This is a genomic window from Corynebacterium sp. HMSC05D08 (assembly GCF_001807215.1).
Taxonomy (GTDB): Bacteria; Actinomycetota; Actinomycetes; order Mycobacteriales; family Mycobacteriaceae; genus Corynebacterium; species Corynebacterium striatum.
Genome location: NZ_KV788330.1, coordinates 37881 through 56742, shown reverse-complemented (window position 1 = coordinate 56742; position 18862 = coordinate 37881). Strand labels below are relative to the sequence as shown.

The window sequence follows — 18862 nt, the reverse complement described above, 5'->3', positions numbered from 1 at the left end:
ATGCGCTCGCATTCTCCATCTATTAAAAAGCAGAGCCTTCTATCTTTCGATGAAGGTCATCTGCTTTCGCCCTCGGATGAATCAACTCTGCGCGAAGAATCGGAGGCACTCGACCTATCGCTTCTAGTTGGGAGATTAGGCCTCGACAGGGGCCTTATCGCCTACTGGCTCGATGCCCAGCTTGCCCAACATGTAAAGCACGCGGGCGCCGAGGTCATCGATAAGTTCGCGCTCTTCCTCTGGCGTATTGGCCGCAGCGATATCCCAAATCTTGATGTCCTTGCCTGCTTCGTCGCGTGGGATCTCGCGGCCTAGGTACACGATGAAGTCAGGCATGCTGACCATGCGGTTGTTGGGATCAACCTCGGTGTGGAAATGAGCGGCGTCGGCAAGCAAGGCGTCGCCGGCCTGTTCCTTGGTCAATTCAACAACCTTCTCCGCAAGGGCGTGGTTGGTGCCAGCAGAGAAACGGACATGGATGCGGTGCCCGCCGAAGTATTCCTTTACCTCGCGTTCAACCAGAACAGGGATGAATTCTTCGACCGTTGCACCGGCAGTATGGCGCGCGATTGCCGCGTCTACCTCGGCGTCGATTTCCGCGGCAGCGTGAGTGTTGCCGTACAGGTCGTGGAGGTCCTGGCGCAGGGTCGCGAGGCGGTGATCATTGAGATGCGTCATGGCACTCACCCAATTACTTTCTGTTCTCTGTTTGTTAACCTAATGTTAACCTTACGGAGATTTGCCACCGGTTTCAACACCGACTCGCGACACGCGTAAACCGGCAAAGCGCCGGCGTACAGACACAAAAAGCCCGCCGAAGAAGATTCAAAGCTCCTCGTCGGCGGGGATTGAAGCAGGCAAGCTGTTTTAGTGGCCGCGCTCCTGCTCAAGCGCCTTGCCCTCGTTCCAGAACGGAGCCAGCTTGTTGTCGAACATGCTCAGCGCGGAGACGATAGCCATGCACATGTCGACTTTGAAGCCCGATCCCCGCGAAAACCAAACCACTCTTGGGCAACACTCTTTCATTATTAATTAATCGGCCTTAAGCCCCCTTCAGGATAATTAACAGACTAAAAGCTGGGTACTTTAATCGAGTTCATTTAACGTATTGGACAGAGCGATCAGCGATGACCGCTCGCCCTTGTTCCCCATCACTACCCTATGAAAGGAGGCCTCAAGTGACCGCAACACTGACACTCGCCGATGTCGCCCGGCTGACCGGCGTTACGCGCCCCGCGGTCAACGAGTGGATTCAGCGCTTTAACTCAGAATCCATCGCGCCCTTCCCCTCCCCTTGCGGAGAACATGATGGCCACCCCTACTACGCCATCACCGAAATTCAAGATTGGCTGCGAGCAACTAAGCTCGGCCGCCGCGACACAGCCGTTGAAGATGCCCTCTTTTATTCTTCGCTCTACCGAATGCTGCTCCGCAATCCGGCACGCGCGGCGTTGGGCCTTTTGAACTGCAACACGGCTTCCTCCCCTCAGGATTTTTCGCCCTCTGCTGCAGTAATCGACTCTCTTACCGCGGCGTACCAGCGCGCAGCAGACAACATTCCTTCTGATGCCTCTGAAGCTGACATCGCACAAGCAGCAGAGCAGGTAGCCGAGGCAGCTTTCGGGCCCGCGACCGCGCTCGCCCGTCTTGCAGATGACCTCAGTGCTCAGCGCCAGGTAACACTCTCTTCCCGTTTTACTTCCCGCGCTATGCAAGCAGTATCGGAAGCCCTCACGCTAGAAAACCCAACTCCACCTATCATCCCTACTGATGAATACAGCCTAGGTTTCGTCACTGGACTCGCCCGGGAACTCGAAGAAACGCTGGCGCTCAACATCGGATATCGCAAGGACTGCGCACCAGACTCTCTCTATTGGGCCGAACTAGCGTGCCGAAACGTGGAATTCATCGACGCTAGCGAGGAGATCCCGACAAATTCTCTCATCGTCCTCGGCGCTCCTTCCCCTCTCAAAAATGCGACCGAATACTTCGAGCACCTCCAGGACTTGCTCGACAACTTGGACGAACGCGGCGCAATGTTCTGTATTTCCACCGCAGACATGCTTATCGAGGACTCTTTAGCGGAGGTCGTCCGACGGCGTTTCCTCGCACCGACTGAAACCGGCGCGATTGCACCACTGCGTTACAGTGCACGGCTGCCCCGAGGCATTTTTCCGGACCGCGGACAGCAGCAGGGCGCACTATGGATTCTCAAGCGCCCTAATCGCGAGGCCATAGGCAACCCTGCCGATGCTGCTGCCGTTATCGCTGACGTGCCGGACCTTAAGACACCCGGTCTCGTCTCTGACTGGGCAACCATGCTCACCACACCGGATGAAGCACGCAAGCACACCTTTGTCCGCGGTCGTATTCTTCGCGCCGCTGATGCCTGGCGCAGTCGTACTCATTCTCTCGATGACTCGGTCTTTTCTTCTACGTCGACGTCTTCCGCCGCCGATCTCATGCACACCGCGCATCAGGCAGGGTTAGACATCAGTTCAGCAGGGTTGGAGGACGCGCAGCCAAAGATTGGTATGCGCGCTGAATCGGGGGCAACGCGCCTTGAGTACCTACCGTGGAAGGCCGCGACCAACGCTCGCACTGGGGTGCTGCAGAAACTCAGCGGCTCCCGCATTGCCGAACGTGATCTCGCCCCCGAAGCAGTAGCAAAACTGGAACTCATCGGTGAACCCGAAATTCTGGGGAGCATTCCACAGGGCGCACGTTGCATCGATCGTCTCCGGTTGGAGGACATTGCACCGCGCGGCACCCTCACAGAACCAGGGGACGTGGTCTTCATCAAGAGCCCCAGACCACGCGCGCTCATCGATGAGGAAGGCGGCAAGCTAGTCACTGCACCGGCTCAAGCACTACGATGCCGCACTTTCCGTGGACGCAGCCACACGCCCTTGGAACAGGTCTGCATTCCCTACCTCGTAGAGAAGGCTATCAACGAAGCTGTCTCCTCCGAGTTGGGATCGGTGTACTTCCCCGTATTGCCTCGCAAGAATGCGCAGCACCTCTGCTCAGTCGAGCACCAGCTCCGCGCACGACGCCAGCAGCTCTTAGAACAGTTACATAGCCTCGATGAACTTGAGCACGGCCTCGTCATGTCGATAGGTACCGGTGCTGTCACCATCGCTGAATCTCGTGCACAATCCCCACCAGGCTAATAACAGAGTTCAACATTCAAACACACAAACACCGTTATATGTAAGGAGAAAAAATGACTAACTCAGTCAAGGATGAGCAGAACGTAGAGCCTGCCTCCGCCACCACCCTCAAAGAGCTCAAGGACACCTTATGGAAGGCAGCAGACAAGCTGCGCGGCTCCATGGACGCCTCCCAGTACAAGGACATCGTCCTAGGACTGGTGTTCCTCAAATACGTCACTGATGCTTTCGATGCCCGTCGCGCGGAGCTGCGTGCCGAAGGCGAGGAGCGCGGCGATAGCGAAGAGTACATCCAGGAAGACCTGGAGGATATCGACGCTTACCGTGAGAAGAACGTTTTCTGGGTCGACCCCATCGCTCGTTGGACCTTCCTGCGTGACAACTCGAAGGGCAAGTCGGCCGACGCCGGCCAGGAGTACCAGTCCATCGGCAAGCTCATCGATAACGCGATGAAACAGCTCATGCTGGACAATGAGTCACTGTTAGGTACCCTGCCCACGAACTTCGCCTCGGAAAGCGTTGACCAGCGTCGTTTGGGCGAACTCATCGACTTGTTCAGCACCACGCGTTTCACCGCGGAGGGGCCAGAACGCGCACGCGATTTGCTGGGTGAGGTCTACGAGTACTTCCTGGAGAAGTTCGCCCGTGCTGAGGGCAAGCGTGGCGGCGAGTTTTACACTCCCCGCCCTGTCGTACGTACCCTCGTAGAAATCCTGGAGCCGACCCAGGGTCGCGTCTACGACCCGTGCTGTGGTTCAGGCGGCATGTTCGTGCAGGCAGAGAAGTTCCTCGAAACCACGGAGAAAGACCGCACTGCTCTGGCCATCTACGGTCAGGAGCTCAATGAGCGCACCTGGCGCATGGCCAAGATGAACCTGGCCATCCACGCCATTAGCTCTGCTGGCTTGGGTGAGCGCTGGGCCGACACCTTCGCCCGTGACATCCATCCGGACAAGCAGATGGACTACGTCATGGCCAACCCACCGTTCAACATCAAGGATTGGTCGCGAAACGAGGAGGACTCCCGTTGGAAGTACGGCGTCCCGCCCAAGCGCAATGCAAACTTCGCGTGGATGCAGCACATCATTTCCAAGCTCACCTCTCAGGGTGAGGCCGGCGTCGTCATGGCCAACGGCACGATGACGTCGAACTCCTCCGGTGAAGGCGATATCCGCAAGGCTATGGTCGAAGACGACATCGTCTCTTGCGTCATCGCACTTCCTGCACAGCTCTTCCGCGGCACGCAGATTCCGGTCTGCGTCTGGTTCTTCGCCAAAGACAAGAAGGCCGGTTCCAAGGGCACCATCGACCGCACCAACCAGGTGCTTTTCATCGATGCCCGCGAGCTCGGCCACATGATTGACCGCACGGAACGCACCTTCAGCGACGACGACATCCAGAAGATCGCCGACACCTTCCGCCTGTGGCGCGGCCGCACCTCCGCACCGAAGGACGAGGCCTACGAGGACATCGCCGGCTTCTGCAAGTCCGCCTCCCTCGACGACATCCGCAACGCCGACTTCGCCATGACCCCCGGCCGCTACGTCGGCTTCGCCGAGGTCGAAGAAGACGACGAGCCCATCAACGAGAAAATCACCCGACTCACCAACGAGCTCACCGCCGCGCTTGACGACGCCGCCCGCCTAGACAAGGTTGTGCGCGAACAGCTGGGGAGGTTGAAGTAACATGCCCAACCTGAAAGAACTGACTACCAAAATTGGCTCAGGCTCGACACCTCGTGGCGGCAAGAGCGCCTACATCGACTCCGGAATTCCGATTATTCGCTCCCAGAACATAATAGATCTGTCATTCCACGAATCAGGCCTAGCCTTTATCTCTGAAGAACAAGCTCAAGCGATGGAAGGTGTCAGTGTCCACCTCAATGATGTGCTCTTAAATATCACCGGTGACTCAACGGCAAGAGTCGCAATCTGGAACCGTCGACAGCAAGCCCGCGTCAATCAACACGTCGCTATCATCCGAGCAAATCCAGACCAGCTCGACCCTTACTGGCTTATGTACTGGTTGTATTCCCCCGAGGTAAAACAGCACCTATTGACGCTCGCATCATCCGGAGCTTCACGAGCTGCTCTCACGAAAGGAATGCTGGAGCAACTGGAACTGCCCGATTTTTCAGTACGACAACAGCAATCCATATCTGCTCCGCTCCGGGCTCTCGACGACAAAATCACAGCGAATGTTCGCGTACTCGCAACGGCTAACGAGCTCGTCAAAAATCTATACACAGCAATTCCGAAATCTAGCAATCACGCAATTGAGAGCATCGGCGAACTGGTTAAGAAGAATGTCAAACCAGAAGAAATGGATGAATCAAAGGCTCTTATCAATCTCGAGCACTTCGACTCAAAACAAATTTGGATCTCACGCCATACGCAGGTACCCGAAGCTACCTCTGCGAAGTCATCATTCCTGGTAGGCGATGTACTCTTCGGCAAGTTGCGCCCCTACTTCCATAAGGTAGGTGTTGCTCCAATCGGCGGCTATTGTTCCACCGACGTTCTCGTTGTCCGTCCTCGCGAAGACTCTTATCGAGGCTTATTACTGGCAGCAATGAGTGCCGAGGAAACCGTCGCTATTGCGACGCAGAATTCAAACGGTACTCGAATGCCCCGAGCAAAATGGGCTGATATCGCAAGCTGCGCTATCCCTGATCCCGATGACCCGAAGTCGATTGAGCTTGGCAAACTAATGGATGTACTCATTCCAAAGTGCAATGCCCTTATACATGAAAACCACGTCCTCGCCCGAACCCGCGACGAACTCCTTCCCCTCCTCATGAGCGGCCGCATCACGGTCGGTGAAGCGGAGGAGGCTGCGGACGTTGCGGACACGGCGGCGTCGGAAAGCTAAGCAACCCTACCCCTACAACTCCTAAGGAGAAGCTCATGTTGAGCGAAGAATCCCTCGAACTCATCGTTCAGGACCACCTGGCGGAACTGGAGTGGGTGTCTGGGCATGGCCCGGACTTTGCGCCGGGCTCCGGCGAGCGCGACACGTGGAATGACATCGTGCTGCGCGGGCGTCTGCGCAATGCCGTGCGCAACCTCAACCCGGGCGTACCGGAGGAGTACCTCGACCAGGCGATTGGTGAGGTCATCACGCCGAAGTCGCAGTCCGCGATTGCGGAGAACCGACGCATTCACCAGATTCTGGTGGAAGGCTATCGCGGTATCGAGTACATCGACCACGAGGGCAATATCCAGAACCCGACCATCGTCTTCCTGTCCTCACAGCCGCACATGAACGACTATTTGTCGCTCAACCAGGTCACCGTTGCAAACCTTGATGGGGAACGTCGCTTCGATGTGGTCTGCTACGTCAACGGCATGCCGCTGGCATTCATCGAGCTGAAGAAGACGGGCGCGAATACCTCAATCGAAGGCGCCCACAATCAGCTGCAGACGTACGTCAAGGAATTCGGCATGGCCTTCCGCTTTGCCAATATTGTGATTCCTTCGGATGACCTCAGCGCCAAGTACGGCACGCCGTTTACTCCGTGGAACCACTTCGCACCGTGGAACGTGAATGAGGACGGCCGTCCTGTCCCATCCGACAACATGGTTGTGGCCGGCGAGCCGGTCACGCAACTGGACCTGTTGCTTGATGGTCTGTTTAATGTGGAGCGTTTTGGGCAGCTCTACAGCGACTTCACGGCGTTCGATGACACGGCCGAGGGGCTAGTCATGCGCATCGCGAAGCCGCACCAGTACTTCGCGGTGACCAAGGCTGTGGGTTCCACGATCACGGCGGCGCGCGGCGACAAGCGCGCTGGCGTCATCTGGCACACGACGGGTGCCGGCAAGTCCATGGAGATGGAACTCTACACCGCCAAGATTATGCGCCGGTCCGAGATGCTCAGCCCGACCGTCATTGTGCTCAATGACCGTACCGAGCTAGATGAGCAGCTCTTCGAGACCTTCAACCGGTCCACCATCCTGCCGGAGGCACCGCGCAATATCGAGTCGCGTGCTGAGTTGCGTGAGCTGCTGTCGCAGAAAACCTCCGGTGGCATCTACTTCTCTACCCTCCAGAAGTTTGGCTTGAACGGCCAGGGTGAGTTGCGTGAGACCGAGCACCCGTTGCTCTCTGACCGGAGCAACATCGTGGTCATCGTCGACGAGGCACACCGTTCCCACTATGGCTTTGGCGATACCGCCGCTGATGGTTACGCACAGCACCTGCGCAATGCGTTGCCGAATGCCACCATGCTGGCGTTTACCGGTACCCCGCTCAAGGAATGGGACCGCGATACGCGCAAGGTCTTCGGTGACGACGTGGATGTCTACGACATGAACCGCGCCGTCGAAGATGGTGCCGTGGTGCCCGTCTACTTCGAGCCGCGCCTCATCCCACTCAAGCGCATTGCTGGAATCACGGATGACGATATTGATGACTCTGCCGAGGAAGTGCTCACGGGTCTCGACGAGGTGGAGCGCGACCGGATTCAGCGCTCCGTCGCCGCGTTGGAAATCATTTACGGTTCCGACGACCGCTTGGATGCGCTCGCTGAGGACTTTGTTCGCCACTGGGAAGACCGGCGCGAAAACATGCGGGAATTCATCGGTGCACCGGGCAAAGCGATGATTGTCACCGCCACGCGTTCCATTGCGGCGCGCCTCTACTCCAAGATCGTGGCGCTGCGCCCTGAGTGGCATTCGGATGCCGATGACAAGGGCAAGATCAAGGTGATCTACTCTGCCGCGCCGTCCGACCCGGATGAGCTCAAGGTCCACATGCGCCGCCCGAGCGCGCTCAAGGCAGTGAAGAACCGCATCAAGGACGTCGACGACGAGCTGGAAATCGCCATCGTCCAATCAATGATGCTCACCGGCTTCGACGCACCGCCCCTGCACACGCTCTACATTGACCGTTCACTCAAGAGTGCACTGCTCATGCAGACCCTCGCCCGTGTGAACCGCACGTTCCGAAACAAGCAGGATGGCCTCCTTGTCGCCTATGCTCCGCTGGTGGAGAACCTGGAGAAAGCTCTTGCGGAGTTCACCCTTAACCCTTCCGACGACGGAACCAAGGTCACAGGCCAGGACGTTGAGGAAGCACTAACTCTGGCGAAGGGATTCCTGGCTCGTCTCGACGACATTGTGGGAATCGAATGGAAGAACACCGCTTTCATCGATGACGCCAACCTTCGTCGTGCCCTGCTCGATGTCACTGGTTTCCTTCGCAATCCAAGAACCGAAGGCAACTACGACCCCGAGAAGCCAAATGCGCGTCCCGTCGCGGACGAGTTCAAGCGTCAGGCAGGAAGGCTCGCACGTGCATGGGCGCTTGCGTCCAACAGCCCGGCCGCCGATGAATTCCGTCCGAGCGTGCAGTTCTATTCCGAGGTCAAGAACTGGCTCATCAAGCTCGATGCGGGCGACCGCGTGGCCAATGGCGAGCCGATTAGCGACTCCATCCGCAACGCCCTAGGCAAGTTGGTCGTTGATTCGGCTGAGGCCACCGGTGTCATCGACATCTACCGCCAGGCCGGGATTGAGATTCCGAACTTGCAAGATCTCACCGTCGACCTGTTCAAGGACAAACAATCCCCCTCTGAGGTCTCGTTGCTCATCGATGCGTTGCGCCGCCAGCTCCAGCAGGAAGCCCGCACCGCCACAGGAAACAACGAGCTGCGCTCCAAGCAGTTCTCCGAGCGGATCACCGAGCTGATGAATCGGTACACCAATCAGCAGCTCACGGCCGCCGAAATTATCGCCGAACTCATCCGCCTGTCCAAGGAGATTGTCAAGGAAAGCAAACGCGGTGAACAATTCACCCCGCCACTAGGCAATGATGAGCTCACCTTCTTCGACGCGGTGTCGACAAACGAATCCGCAACCGAGCTCATGGACGACGAAGTTCTTGCTGAAATCGCACGCCAGCTCGTTTCCATGCTGCGCCGCGATGCGAAGACCGACTGGACAGTACGCGATGACGTACGTGCGAAACTACGACGCTCGGTCCGCAGGTTGCTACGCGACTACAAGTATCCACCGGACAAGGCGCCAGAGGCCATCAAGCTCGTGCTTGAACAGATGGAAAAATTCGCGCCGAGGTATTCAGAGATGTCGCGAGAATAGAATCGGTTTCGTGATTTCTTCTAAGCTCCGACGGCAGGAACAGCGCCCCAAGTGAGACCAGCCGCATCGATTCGCCAGCGAAATTCAGCGATGCGGCCCACCAACCCAGCTCAATCCAAGACAACGAAGAGGCGCAGGCGCCATCCTTGAATTCATCAAGGGTATCTGCAACCCGAGCTTCAAATCGCTCAAGCTCGAAGTCGGCCGAGGGCATAGTCAATCGTCCTAGGTCGTGTCTCCTAATGAATGGAGAGTGAGAGTGGAAGATTTTTCGGTATGAGCAGATCTGAGTATTTCCGCGAGATTCCCGAGACTACATGGGAGATTATCGCGCCACGCCTTCCCTCTACCGCCGGAAAAGTTGGCAGGCCATTTTCTGACAACCGCACCATCATGGAAGTCATTGTCTACAGATTCCACGTCGAATGCCCATGGCAAGTTCTTCCAGAACGTTTTGGGCCTTGGCAGACGGTGTGGAAACGCCACAATCTCTACTCGAACACGGGAATCTATGGCGCCATCCATCAACACGTCCTGGCGCTGAAAGACGCTGAAGGCGACATCGACTGGGCACTAAGCGTCGATGGCATGTTTTCGCGTGCACACCAGCACGCCACGAATACACCCCGACCCGATCAGCACACAGGGGGGCTCGTACAAATTACAAGAATTCCTCGCCGCTTTGCGATGAACCTGCAGGTCACGCTGTAGGCAGGACACGCGGAGGGCTTGCGACGAAAACACATGCCGGCGTTGATGGCAAAGACCGCACGATGGTCATCATCGTCACCGGTGGGCAATGCCACGACGGTGTGGTCTTGCCTGACGTCCTCGAAGAGCTGCGTGTTCCTAATCTGTCAGATGCCGGTCGGCCGCGTGTGCGCCCCAACGTAGTGATTGCAGATCGAGCGTATTCGTCTGCTGCTAACCGGGACCATTGCCGCCGACAGGGTATTAAGTTTGTCTCACCTTAGAGAAAAGACCAGGTCAATAACCGCAAAGTAAAGGTGCCAAAGGCGGGTGCCCTCCCAAGCGTGATGCGAATCGGTACAAAGTTCGCATCGTCGTCGAGCGATTTTTCTCCCGTACCAAGCAGTGGAGGGGCCTTGCTACCCGATGTGAAAAGCACGCCATCAACTATCGAGGCTGCATGGTCCTATTTGCCGTGTTTGACTGGCTTAAACCCAATTAAGAGACACGACCTAGCCACACCACCGCAGAACCGTGGACCTGCCCCACTCCGGAGGGACAACCGGGTACTAACCAGCCCCAAACCCGCCCTCCACAACACATTAAAAATTCAACATGCCACAGGAAGCGGATGAAAAATCCGGGCTAGTATCCAGAAGACGCAGGTTCATGAACGCAGCAGCCAGATTCTCCCCGAGCGTACCCTTCCAGAAATTAGGTCACGGGGCGACTTGCAGCACTTCAGAGCGAATGCGACGATTACGGCAAGGTGGATTACCAGCACGGTTTTGGAAGCACAGTAATCCGGATCGAATCCCGCCAGTGCAAATATACCTAGAAGTGAAAATTTCGTAGCTTTTGTGCAAAAATTGAGACAATAGCCTAATTTGAACGCGGCACGCCGTAGGATATAGGCATGCTGTTAACACTGAGCGTCAAGAACTTCCAATCCTTCTACGAAGAGACAGTCCTTGACCTGCAGAAAAGAAGTTTCAAGACACTTCGTCCGCGCCCTGGAGAGAGCTGGAACGAAAATATAGAGACCCGTGCCGCAATTTTTGGAGCGAATGCGTCTGGCAAAACAACAATTCTCAAATCCTTAGGATTATTGCGCGACGCAGTTTTGAGCTCTGTCACCTCCGATTCTTCCGTCGAACGTATGCGAGTTCCGCACAAACTACATACCGATGAACCAACGAGCTTCGAAGTCGAATATGTCACTAATGATGTCCGGTATTTGTGGGCCCTACACCTTGATGATGACGGCGTCATTTCCGAGACCTTGAAGGCAAACCCTGAGCGGAATTGGCGGCTAATATTCAGTCGAAATCGGGATGATGTTGAATTTCAGCCAGAGGCCAAGCTCACTCGCGCTATTCGCGAGAATGTACAAGGTTTCCTCGCCCCTTGGACGCTAACGTTGTCAGCGTGGTTGCGCGTTCAAAGCTCTAGTAACCATATTCAGGCATCTCGATGGTGGACCAACGGCGTTCTTCCTTTCATTGCCGGTCGCGAAAGCGAGCAATACGCTCGCCATTCCTGGCTCATCGAACTGGCTAGTCAGAACACTGCATGGATGGAAGTTCTGCGTGCATCACTCGAATTCGCTGATGTCGGCATCAGCGGTGTCAGCATCGAAGAAAAAGCACCGGAAAAAATCCGCCAGATTCACCTCTTGCTCCACCCAGACCAGCCCGATCTTTTCGGCGAGGAGCCCGAAGCTTATACGGAAATTCGACTGAAAAAGGAGGATGTGCAGGACTACTTAAAATACATCGAGTTCAAGCACTCCGATGCCAGTGGAAAACAATTCGACCTGCAGGAATCTGAAGAATCACTTGGTACAAGGGCCTGGATTGACCTAGCTATTCCCGCTTTCTACGCGCTAACGCAGGGTAGTGTCCTCTTAATTGACGAGATCGATAGTTCGCTACATCCGGTATTAGTCCGAGAGCTGATCAGCTTCTTTAATCACGCAGAGTTAAACAAGCACGGTGCTCAGTTGATTTTTTCCTCACATGACAGCACCCTAGTTGGTCGGCACCCCAGTGAGGTGCTGACAAGAAGCGAGATCTGGTTTGTTGAAAAAACTGCCACATATTCGGAGCTTTTCAGTCTCGACGAATTCCCAGTTCGCGATTCTCACAATATTGAAAAACGCTATCTACAGGGTAATTACGGCGCCATTCCGATCGTGAACTCCGCCCAAGTAACCAAGATCCTATCTCTTCTCGCACCGTCCACATAGGGAGAATGCCGCAAAGATGAGCGCTAAGTCGAATCGACAAAGAAGAAAGCGAAAGGAAGGATCCAGAAAGGCGAACGATAGGATCCTCATCATTGCTCAAGGCAGCGTTACTGAGATCGAATATTTCAACGAGCTCAAAAGTCTTTACCGCTTGCCAGGTATCCAAATTATTAACGAATCCCACTCGCCAGAAAACATAGTCAAGAAAAGCAAAAATGCGATCAGCCGCGAAGAATTCGACAAAGTCTATTTCGTCGTCGATGTTGATGCGAGCAGCAAGAATCAACTGGAACAAGGGTTCGCACAAGCACGAAAATTATCGACCCGCAATCGGACATGCCAATTTATCGTCTCAAATGAATGCTTCGAGGTTTGGCTGCTTGCGCACCACTCAAAACTGACTCATGTCTACACACGCGCAACCCTTTCAGCAAAAGCAAACACGTTGGGTCTCCTAGAGAATAAGAAACACCTCGCTGAAAGTTTCCCATTCCACAATTTAGATCAGGCAATGAAGAATGTGAAGATGCATGGCCCCAATGAGATAGGCTCTAAGAATTCAACAGCCATTCCCCACCTCTTAAAAGCCATTGGTGTAATGAAAGACCTCTAAACGACTGCTCAGATCGCTATCCCGTATGACTTCAACATATCAGCTTCGAGACGCGAGGAGTCCACTAAACTTACAAGGTGTAGCGGAGCGAAGGGGACTTCTAAGCCATCAGATTAGGCACTGACAGGCGCATCCTCAGAAGTCAGCTCGATGCGCCGAGCTTGCCCAGCATGTAGAGCACGCGGGAGCCTAGGCCGTCTGCGAGTTCGCGGGTTTCCTCGACGGCGGTGGCGGGCTCGATGTCCCAGATCTTGATGTCCTTGCCAGCCTCGTCGTACCCAAGGTCGCGGCCAAGGTAGACGATGTAATCCGGCATGGCGACGGTGCGTACCTCATCGAGGTAGCGGGCGGGTCCTCGCCCAAGCCACGCTCGCCGAGGACGTGTGCCATATGGGAATCCGAGAGGGTTCTCCGGGTGCGTGGCAGCAGCATCGACGTACAGCGCATCGCCCGCGCACTTCTTGGTGAGCGCGACAGCAGCGGCAGCCAGTGACGGATCCTCGCCAGACGCGAAGCGGACGTGCACGCAGTGCTAACCAAAGTATTCGGAGTGCTCGCGCTCGACCATGACCAGGACGAACTCGTCGAGCGTCTCGCCCTTGAGGTGGTGAACGATAACCTCATCCGGCTTCGAGTCAATCTCTCCTGCAGAGAAGCTATGGCCGTGGGACTCGTGAAGGTCCTTGCGCAGGGTATCAAGGGCATTCTGGATATTCAGCATGATTATTCACCCACTCACTTTCGTGTCTATTGCGAGAGCACAACTCTGCGTTCTCTATTCGTTAACCTAGAGTTAACCAGAGCAAGAGCAGTGGGCGCGGTCAAATAGTGGGAACCAACCCAGTAATTCGTGTGATGAAAGTTTGAGCTATCGCTGCAGGTAGGTCGCTACCTCCTCAAGCGCCTCGGGCGAACCAACTTCATAATCAAGCAGCGGAAGCTCAGTGACAGGCACGCCAGGCAGCGCCGCGCATAGCGTCGCAAGCGCTGCTTCCTCCACCGCGCGCCGGCCAGGCAGCGCCGCCGGAGATCGGCGGTTAATGAACAACTCTCCCACCGGTATGCGATGCTCGGCGAGCTCCGTGTAAAGCTCAATGGTCTCCATGACCGGCAGGCGCTCGGCCGTGAGCACGATATTGAAGGTCGAGGACCGCAGCGCGTTACGGAGATGCTCGAAGCGCGTGCGGCGGCGATAAAGGATGGAACGCAACTCCGCGTCACGGCGCTGTGACTTGGTCTCGCCACCGAGCGAGCCGACGACGTCCGCGAACTTATCCGCTTTATCGCGGCGCTTGAGGAGACCATCCGTCCACGCGCTCATGAGCTCGGGCAACGCCATGAGACGCGCGGTATGCCCGGACGGAGCGGTATCAAAGATAATGTGATCGTAGGCACCCTCGTGGCCCTCGATAAGGACGGCCATCTGCTCGAGGAGCGCAGCTTCATGCGTGCCCGGGGAGGCTGCGGCAAGCTCCAGATGCTTATCAACTTCCTTATGGAGGCGCTCCGGCATGTGGGCGCGCATGGTCTCCCCCGCCTGCGCGAGGTGAGCGTGGGTCGCCTTCTCCGGGTCCAGCTCCACGAGGTCGAGGTTCTCGCGCACCGTCACAGGTTGCGGACCGATCTCCTGATGCCACAGGTGGCCCAGATTATGGGCAGGATCGGTGGAGACAACGAGGACGCGTTCCTGCTTCGAGCGGCCCAGCGCGTAGGCATTCGACAACGTGGTTTTCCCCACACCACCCTTGCCACCAAAGAACGTTAGCAACAGCTCAACCCCTCAATCGGCGAGCGATCGATGCCCATGCGTGTATGCCATTCATGCAGGTCTTCGTAGATAACCGGGAGCAACTCAATCGTGTAAAAGCTCGCCGGATTCGGGATGCCCAGCGCCTCGGAGAGGACGATGAGACGAAAGAAGTCGTCCTCGTCCCGGCGCGCCCGGGCGAACTCGCGCCGGTACGGCGCGGCGTAGAACTCTTTGAGCAGACTGGTGAGGCTCATAGAGACTTAGGCCACAGGGACGTCGGCAGACTGACGCACCGGGTTCGGCGCGTCCGTATCCTCGTCACCCCACTCGACGGGCGGGGCCTTGCGTGCCGCAGAGACGGCGCCGATAACCTCGACGATGACCCACACCGCAGCAACAACGATGACGACGTCCATAGCGAAGAGCAGCCAGTTCTGGGCAGCCCACAGCGTGCCTAGCTGCTTGACTGCAGCCCACAGAGACATCGCGGTAACGAAGATGAGCGGGATGGCAACCGGCCACGTGGGGCGGCGCAGGTGCGTGAGAATGACCATGATGACGGCGAGCGAAAGACCCGCCATAAGCTGGTTTGTAGTACCGAAAAGCGGCCAGATCGTCATGCCGCCGGAACCGTCCGCGCCCTGCGAGAAGGTGAGGGCGAAAGCGATGCCCACCGCGATGGACGTTGCGCCGAGGGCGCCAATCTTGAAGCCCATGATCTCGCCGATCTCCTGGACGACGAAGCGCTGGAGGCGCACGCCGGAGTCCATTGTCGTCGCCGCAAAGAGGACGGCCATGGTCGCAAGAATGGTTGCGGACAACGAGGTGGAAATACCCAGGCCCTCGTTAATGAGGTTGCCGCCGCCCTCAACGAAGGCGGACACACCGCCGGCGTTCCACTCGGAGTAGATCTGCTCCCAGTCGGCGAGCGTCTTGAAACCGGAGGTCGTGGCGATAATGGTGCCCAGTGCAAGAAGGCCCTCGCCGATGGCACCGAAGTAACCAACAAAGCGAGCGTCGGTCTCCTTATCGAGCTGCTTCGACGACGTGCCGGAGGCAACCATGCCGTGGAAGCCGGAAATTGCGCCGCAGGCGATGGTAACGAAGAGCAGCGGGAAGATACCGGGCGTTTCCGCCGGCAGGTTGTCGCGCAACGCCGGTGCGACGACGTCGGGCGCGGTGAAGAGGAAGGAAGCGTAGAGGATGCCCAGGCCGATGAACAACTGTAGGCCGTTGATGTAGTCGCGCGGCTGAAGCAGCATCCACACCGGCAGCAGCGAGGCGATAAACGCGTAGACGAACAGAACGATGATCCACACGCCGTTCGCCGGGATGCCGAGAACGGTCTCCGGCAGCACGATGGGGAAACGATCACCGATGATCATGAGCGTGTAGAGCGCAACGACGCCCACAACAGAAACGAGCGGCAGCGACCACTTGAGACGGTAGATGGCTTGGCCCACGAGGAGCGCGACGATGATGGCGCCCCACGTCGGGATGACGGAGGTCGGCGTCGAAACCAGCAAATTGGAGATGACCACGCCGAAGGCGGTGTTCACCATGAGCAGGAGGAGGAAGATGACGACCAGGAAGAGGTTGCGGCCACGCGCACCGATGTAGCGCCCGGAGAGCGTACCGATGGACTGGCCGCGGTGGCGCTGGGAAGCCCACAGCGCGCCGAGGTCATGCATACCCGCCATGAAGACGGTGCCGATGGTCACCCACAGGAAGGCCGGTAACCAGCCCCAAATAACGGCGACGGCAGGGCCGATGATGGGCGCCGCACCCGCGACCGAAGTGAAGTGGTGGCCCCAAAGCACGTACTTATTCGTCGGCACGTAGTCGACGCCGTCCTCCATGGTGTGGGCAGGCGTCTTATAGCTATCGGAGAGTCTATAGATTCTTGAACCTAAAAATTTTGAGTACAAGAAGTAGCCAACGGCCATCATCGAAAGACCGATGGCCATAAGGATGAGAGAGTTCATACCAATCCTCCGTGTGCTGCGGTTCACATTAATTGGGAGGATTATGACACATCACGAGATGGGGTGCCATCGCGCGTGAGTGATGGGGGTATTTTCTACCCATCACGCGAACCGATACCGTTGTTTCGGACTGCGCAAAGGCTCGGTGCATACAAGTTCGCCAGCTTCCATCATCTCGTTGAGCACACGATGAATACCGCCCACCGACATGCCCGCCGCCGCGAGCTCACGACTCGATCCCGTCACATGTTCCTGCACATAGTCGATCACAGCGCCCCGAGACTTCCCCCGCTCGCAACAGCCCTCTCCGCCCTCGTCGCGTCGCGGGAAGACAAGTTCAAAAGCCGTCAGAGAGTCACGCGGTTCTGGCGGCGGCAGTAAATGCCGCTGGAGTTGATCGAGGATTTCGATATAGCCGGTTCCACGATGAAGTGCCCCGCCGTGCGTGTGTTTATCCCCGCAGTTCAGAACGACTAACTGCGCTCGAAAACGGCGCATCACTCAACACGTGCACGTGTTGAGTGTTATGAGCAGCGTTAAAGGTTGAAGCTTCGCGACCTCAGCAGAGGAGACTTAGTGGCCGCGCTCCTGTTCGAGCACCTTGCCCTCGTTCCAGAACGGGGCCAGCTTGTTGTCGAACATGCTCAGCGCAGAGGCGATCGCCATGTGCATGTCGACCTAGACAGACAGCCCGAGCCAACACGTTTACAAACAGGAAATCGGCCACAATCGCCCTCCCCCTATCAGGGCTCAACGCTCCTGAACACTCTCAAACACTACACACACTGTGGTGTGTTGTGTAGTGTTCGCACGTGTTCTTCGTCCGAAATTCTCAAAGTTCGAGATGATTCCGCAGGTCAATCATAATTTTCCCGGCCTGCGCAACACTACACAACACCACATACAACACTCCACCCAACACTCCACAGTGTGGAGTGTTAAGTGTTCTGCTGACGGAGTTCGACTTAGTGGCCGCGCTCCTGCTCAAGCGCCTTGCCCTCGTTCCAGAACGGAGCCAGCTTGTTGTCAAACATGCTCAGCGCAGAGGCGATCGCCATGTGCATGTCGAGGTACTGGTAGGTGCCCAGGCGGCCGCCAAAGAGAACCTGGTTCTCCTTCGCCTCGGCCGCAGCGCGGCGTCGATAAGCCTCCAGCTTGGTGCGATCCTCTGGAGTGTTGATTGGGTAGTAAGGCTCGTCGCCCGACTCAGCGAAGCGCGAGTACTCCTTCATGATGACGGTCTTGTCCTTCGGGTACTTATCCTGCCGCTCCGGGTGGAAGTGGCGGAACTCGTGGATGCGGGTGTAGTCAACGTCAGCATCGTTGTAGTTCATCACCGGGGTGCCCTGGAAGTCGCCGGTCGGCAAGACCTCAAGATCAAAGTCCAGGGTGCGCCATCCCAGCTCGCCCTCAGAGAAGTCGAAGTAGCGATCCAGTGGGCCGGTGTAAACAACCGGCGCATCCGGATTCTCTTCGCGAACTTGTTCGCGAACCTCGAACCAATCGGTGTCCAGCTGGACGTCGATAAGCTCGTGGTCTGCCATGTTCTCCAGCCATGCCGCGTAACCGTCTACTGGCAGGCCCTCGTAGGTGTCATTGAAATAGCGGTTGTTGAAGGTGTAGCGAACCGGCAAGCGGGTGATGTTGCCGGCCGGCAGCTCCTTCGGGTCGGTCTGCCACTGCTTGGCGGTGTAGTCGCGGATGAAAGCCTCGTACAGCGGACGGCCGATCAGTGCGATGGCCTTTTCTTCCAGGTTCTGTGCCTCATCGACATCGAACTCGCCTGCCTGATCCTTGATGAGCTGACGCGCCTCATCCGGCGAGTAATACTTGCCGAAGAACTGATTGATAAGGCCCAGACCCATCGGGAACTGGTAAGCGGTGCCATCGTGCATGGCGAACACGCGGTGCTGGTAGTCGGTGAAATCAGTGAACTGATTGACGTAGTTCCACACGCGCTCGTTAGAGGTGTGGAACAGGTGCGCACCGTACTTGTGCACCTCGATGCCGGTCTCTGGCTCGGCCTCGGAGTAGGCGTTTCCGCCTAGGTGGTTACGGCGCTCGACGATGATCACCTTCTTGCCCAGCTGCGAGGCAGCACGCTCGGCCACGGTCAAGCCGAAGAATCCAGATCCAACAACGATGAGGTCATAAGAAGTCATGCCACCACCTTATTGCAGATCCCGCTCACTACCGCGGAGGACACCCAGATAACACGCATTAGAAGTCTTCCCAAGAATGCACTCTCGATGCGTGTCGCAACAAAACTCACAGCAATAACAGAAGTAACATCTTGCCCAAC

14 protein-coding genes and 2 pseudogenes are annotated in these 18862 nt (G+C 56.9%); 9 read left to right on the top strand and 7 right to left on the bottom strand.

Annotation, left to right across the window (positions count from 1 at the left end; translation table 11 throughout):
• Window positions 1-135: 135 nt before the first annotated feature.
• Entirely contained in the window at window positions 136-678 is a 543-nt protein-coding gene (locus tag HMPREF3148_RS06580; protein WP_049062251.1) for a three-helix bundle dimerization domain-containing protein, read from the bottom strand.
• A 500-nt stretch (window positions 679-1178) separates the two neighbouring features.
• On the opposite strand from HMPREF3148_RS06580, the gene HMPREF3148_RS06575 reads away from it, so the two are divergent.
• From HMPREF3148_RS06575 to HMPREF3148_RS06545, 9 genes and pseudogenes are all read left to right on the top strand, one after another.
• Window positions 1179-3173, top strand: coding sequence for a hypothetical protein (locus HMPREF3148_RS06575; RefSeq protein ID WP_049063243.1), 1995 nt, complete (start codon window positions 1179-1181; stop codon window positions 3171-3173).
• Window positions 3174-3226: 53 nt separating this feature from the next.
• Complete coding sequence (locus HMPREF3148_RS06570; protein WP_049063245.1) at window positions 3227-4858, top strand: class I SAM-dependent DNA methyltransferase; 1632 nt, start codon at window positions 3227-3229, stop codon at window positions 4856-4858.
• Window position 4859: 1 nt separating this feature from the next.
• Window positions 4860-6044, top strand: coding sequence for a restriction endonuclease subunit S domain-containing protein (locus HMPREF3148_RS13850; protein WP_070508910.1), 1185 nt, complete (start codon window positions 4860-4862; stop codon window positions 6042-6044).
• A gap of 35 nt (window positions 6045-6079) precedes the next feature.
• Window positions 6080-9274, top strand: a complete 3195-nt coding sequence (locus HMPREF3148_RS06560; RefSeq protein ID WP_049063246.1) for a type I restriction endonuclease subunit R — start codon at window positions 6080-6082, stop codon at window positions 9272-9274.
• Between the two features lie 276 nt (window positions 9275-9550).
• Window positions 9551-9985, top strand: a complete 435-nt coding sequence (locus tag HMPREF3148_RS13845) for an IS5/IS1182 family transposase (RefSeq protein ID WP_049063248.1) — start codon at window positions 9551-9553, stop codon at window positions 9983-9985.
• Between the two features lie 41 nt (window positions 9986-10026).
• Window positions 10027-10248 (top strand): annotated as a pseudogene (locus tag HMPREF3148_RS13840) (transposase); the annotation flags it as partial.
• Window positions 10249-10310: 62 nt separating this feature from the next.
• Window positions 10311-10466: pseudogene (locus HMPREF3148_RS14235) on the top strand (transposase); the annotation flags it as partial.
• 414 nt (window positions 10467-10880) lie between these two features.
• A complete protein-coding gene (locus HMPREF3148_RS06550; protein WP_049063249.1) occupies window positions 10881-12212 on the top strand; it encodes an AAA family ATPase in 1332 nt (443 codons plus the stop codon).
• A gap of 16 nt (window positions 12213-12228) precedes the next feature.
• Entirely contained in the window at window positions 12229-12825 is a 597-nt protein-coding gene (locus HMPREF3148_RS06545) for an RloB family protein (protein ID WP_049063251.1), read from the top strand.
• A 142-nt stretch (window positions 12826-12967) separates the two neighbouring features.
• Here HMPREF3148_RS06545 and HMPREF3148_RS13830 read toward each other — a convergent pair whose 3' ends face one another.
• The 6 genes from HMPREF3148_RS13830 to glf form a co-directional block, all read right to left on the bottom strand.
• Window positions 12968-13351 carry a hypothetical protein gene (locus HMPREF3148_RS13830; protein WP_239662594.1) on the bottom strand — a complete coding sequence of 128 codons (384 nt, stop codon included), beginning with the start codon at window positions 13349-13351 and terminating at the stop codon, window positions 12968-12970.
• A gap of 6 nt (window positions 13352-13357) precedes the next feature.
• A complete protein-coding gene (locus tag HMPREF3148_RS14035; RefSeq protein ID WP_049063253.1) occupies window positions 13358-13546 on the bottom strand; it encodes a three-helix bundle dimerization domain-containing protein in 189 nt (62 codons plus the stop codon).
• Window positions 13547-13693: 147 nt separating this feature from the next.
• Window positions 13694-14593, bottom strand: coding sequence for an ArsA family ATPase (locus HMPREF3148_RS06530; RefSeq protein ID WP_005529464.1), 900 nt, complete (start codon window positions 14591-14593; stop codon window positions 13694-13696).
• Complete coding sequence (locus tag HMPREF3148_RS06525; RefSeq protein WP_005529463.1) at window positions 14587-14829, bottom strand: cory-CC-star protein; 243 nt, start codon at window positions 14827-14829, stop codon at window positions 14587-14589. The genes HMPREF3148_RS06530 and HMPREF3148_RS06525 overlap by 7 nt, the downstream gene beginning before the upstream one ends.
• Before the next feature lie 6 nt (window positions 14830-14835).
• A complete protein-coding gene (locus HMPREF3148_RS06520; RefSeq protein WP_049063255.1) occupies window positions 14836-16560 on the bottom strand; it encodes a carbon starvation CstA family protein in 1725 nt (574 codons plus the stop codon).
• A 965-nt stretch (window positions 16561-17525) separates the two neighbouring features.
• Window positions 17526-18722, bottom strand: coding sequence for a UDP-galactopyranose mutase (gene glf / locus HMPREF3148_RS06515; RefSeq protein WP_049191700.1), 1197 nt, complete (start codon window positions 18720-18722; stop codon window positions 17526-17528).
• Window positions 18723-18862: the final 140 nt, after the last annotated feature.

Excerpts from the sequence above, each read along its gene's own strand:
- HMPREF3148_RS06580 (WP_049062251.1), bottom strand. The coding sequence starts at position 678 with ATGACGCATCTCAATGATCACCGCCTCGCGACCCTGCGCCAGGACCTC.
- HMPREF3148_RS06570 (WP_049063245.1), top strand. The coding sequence starts at position 3,227 with ATGACTAACTCAGTCAAGGATGAGCAGAACGTAGAGCCTGCCTCCGCC.
- HMPREF3148_RS13850 (WP_070508910.1), top strand. The coding sequence starts at position 4,860 with ATGCCCAACCTGAAAGAACTGACTACCAAAATTGGCTCAGGCTCGACA.
- HMPREF3148_RS06560 (WP_049063246.1), top strand. The coding sequence starts at position 6,080 with ATGTTGAGCGAAGAATCCCTCGAACTCATCGTTCAGGACCACCTGGCG.
- HMPREF3148_RS13845 (WP_049063248.1), top strand. The coding sequence starts at position 9,551 with ATGAGCAGATCTGAGTATTTCCGCGAGATTCCCGAGACTACATGGGAG.
- HMPREF3148_RS06550 (WP_049063249.1), top strand. The coding sequence starts at position 10,881 with ATGCTGTTAACACTGAGCGTCAAGAACTTCCAATCCTTCTACGAAGAG.
- HMPREF3148_RS06545 (WP_049063251.1), top strand. The coding sequence starts at position 12,229 with ATGAGCGCTAAGTCGAATCGACAAAGAAGAAAGCGAAAGGAAGGATCC.
- HMPREF3148_RS14035 (WP_049063253.1), bottom strand. The coding sequence starts at position 13,546 with ATGCTGAATATCCAGAATGCCCTTGATACCCTGCGCAAGGACCTTCAC.
- HMPREF3148_RS06525 (WP_005529463.1), bottom strand. The coding sequence starts at position 14,829 with ATGAGCCTCACCAGTCTGCTCAAAGAGTTCTACGCCGCGCCGTACCGG.
- HMPREF3148_RS06520 (WP_049063255.1), bottom strand. The coding sequence starts at position 16,560 with ATGAACTCTCTCATCCTTATGGCCATCGGTCTTTCGATGATGGCCGTT.
- glf (WP_049191700.1), bottom strand. The coding sequence starts at position 18,722 with ATGACTTCTTATGACCTCATCGTTGTTGGATCTGGATTCTTCGGCTTG.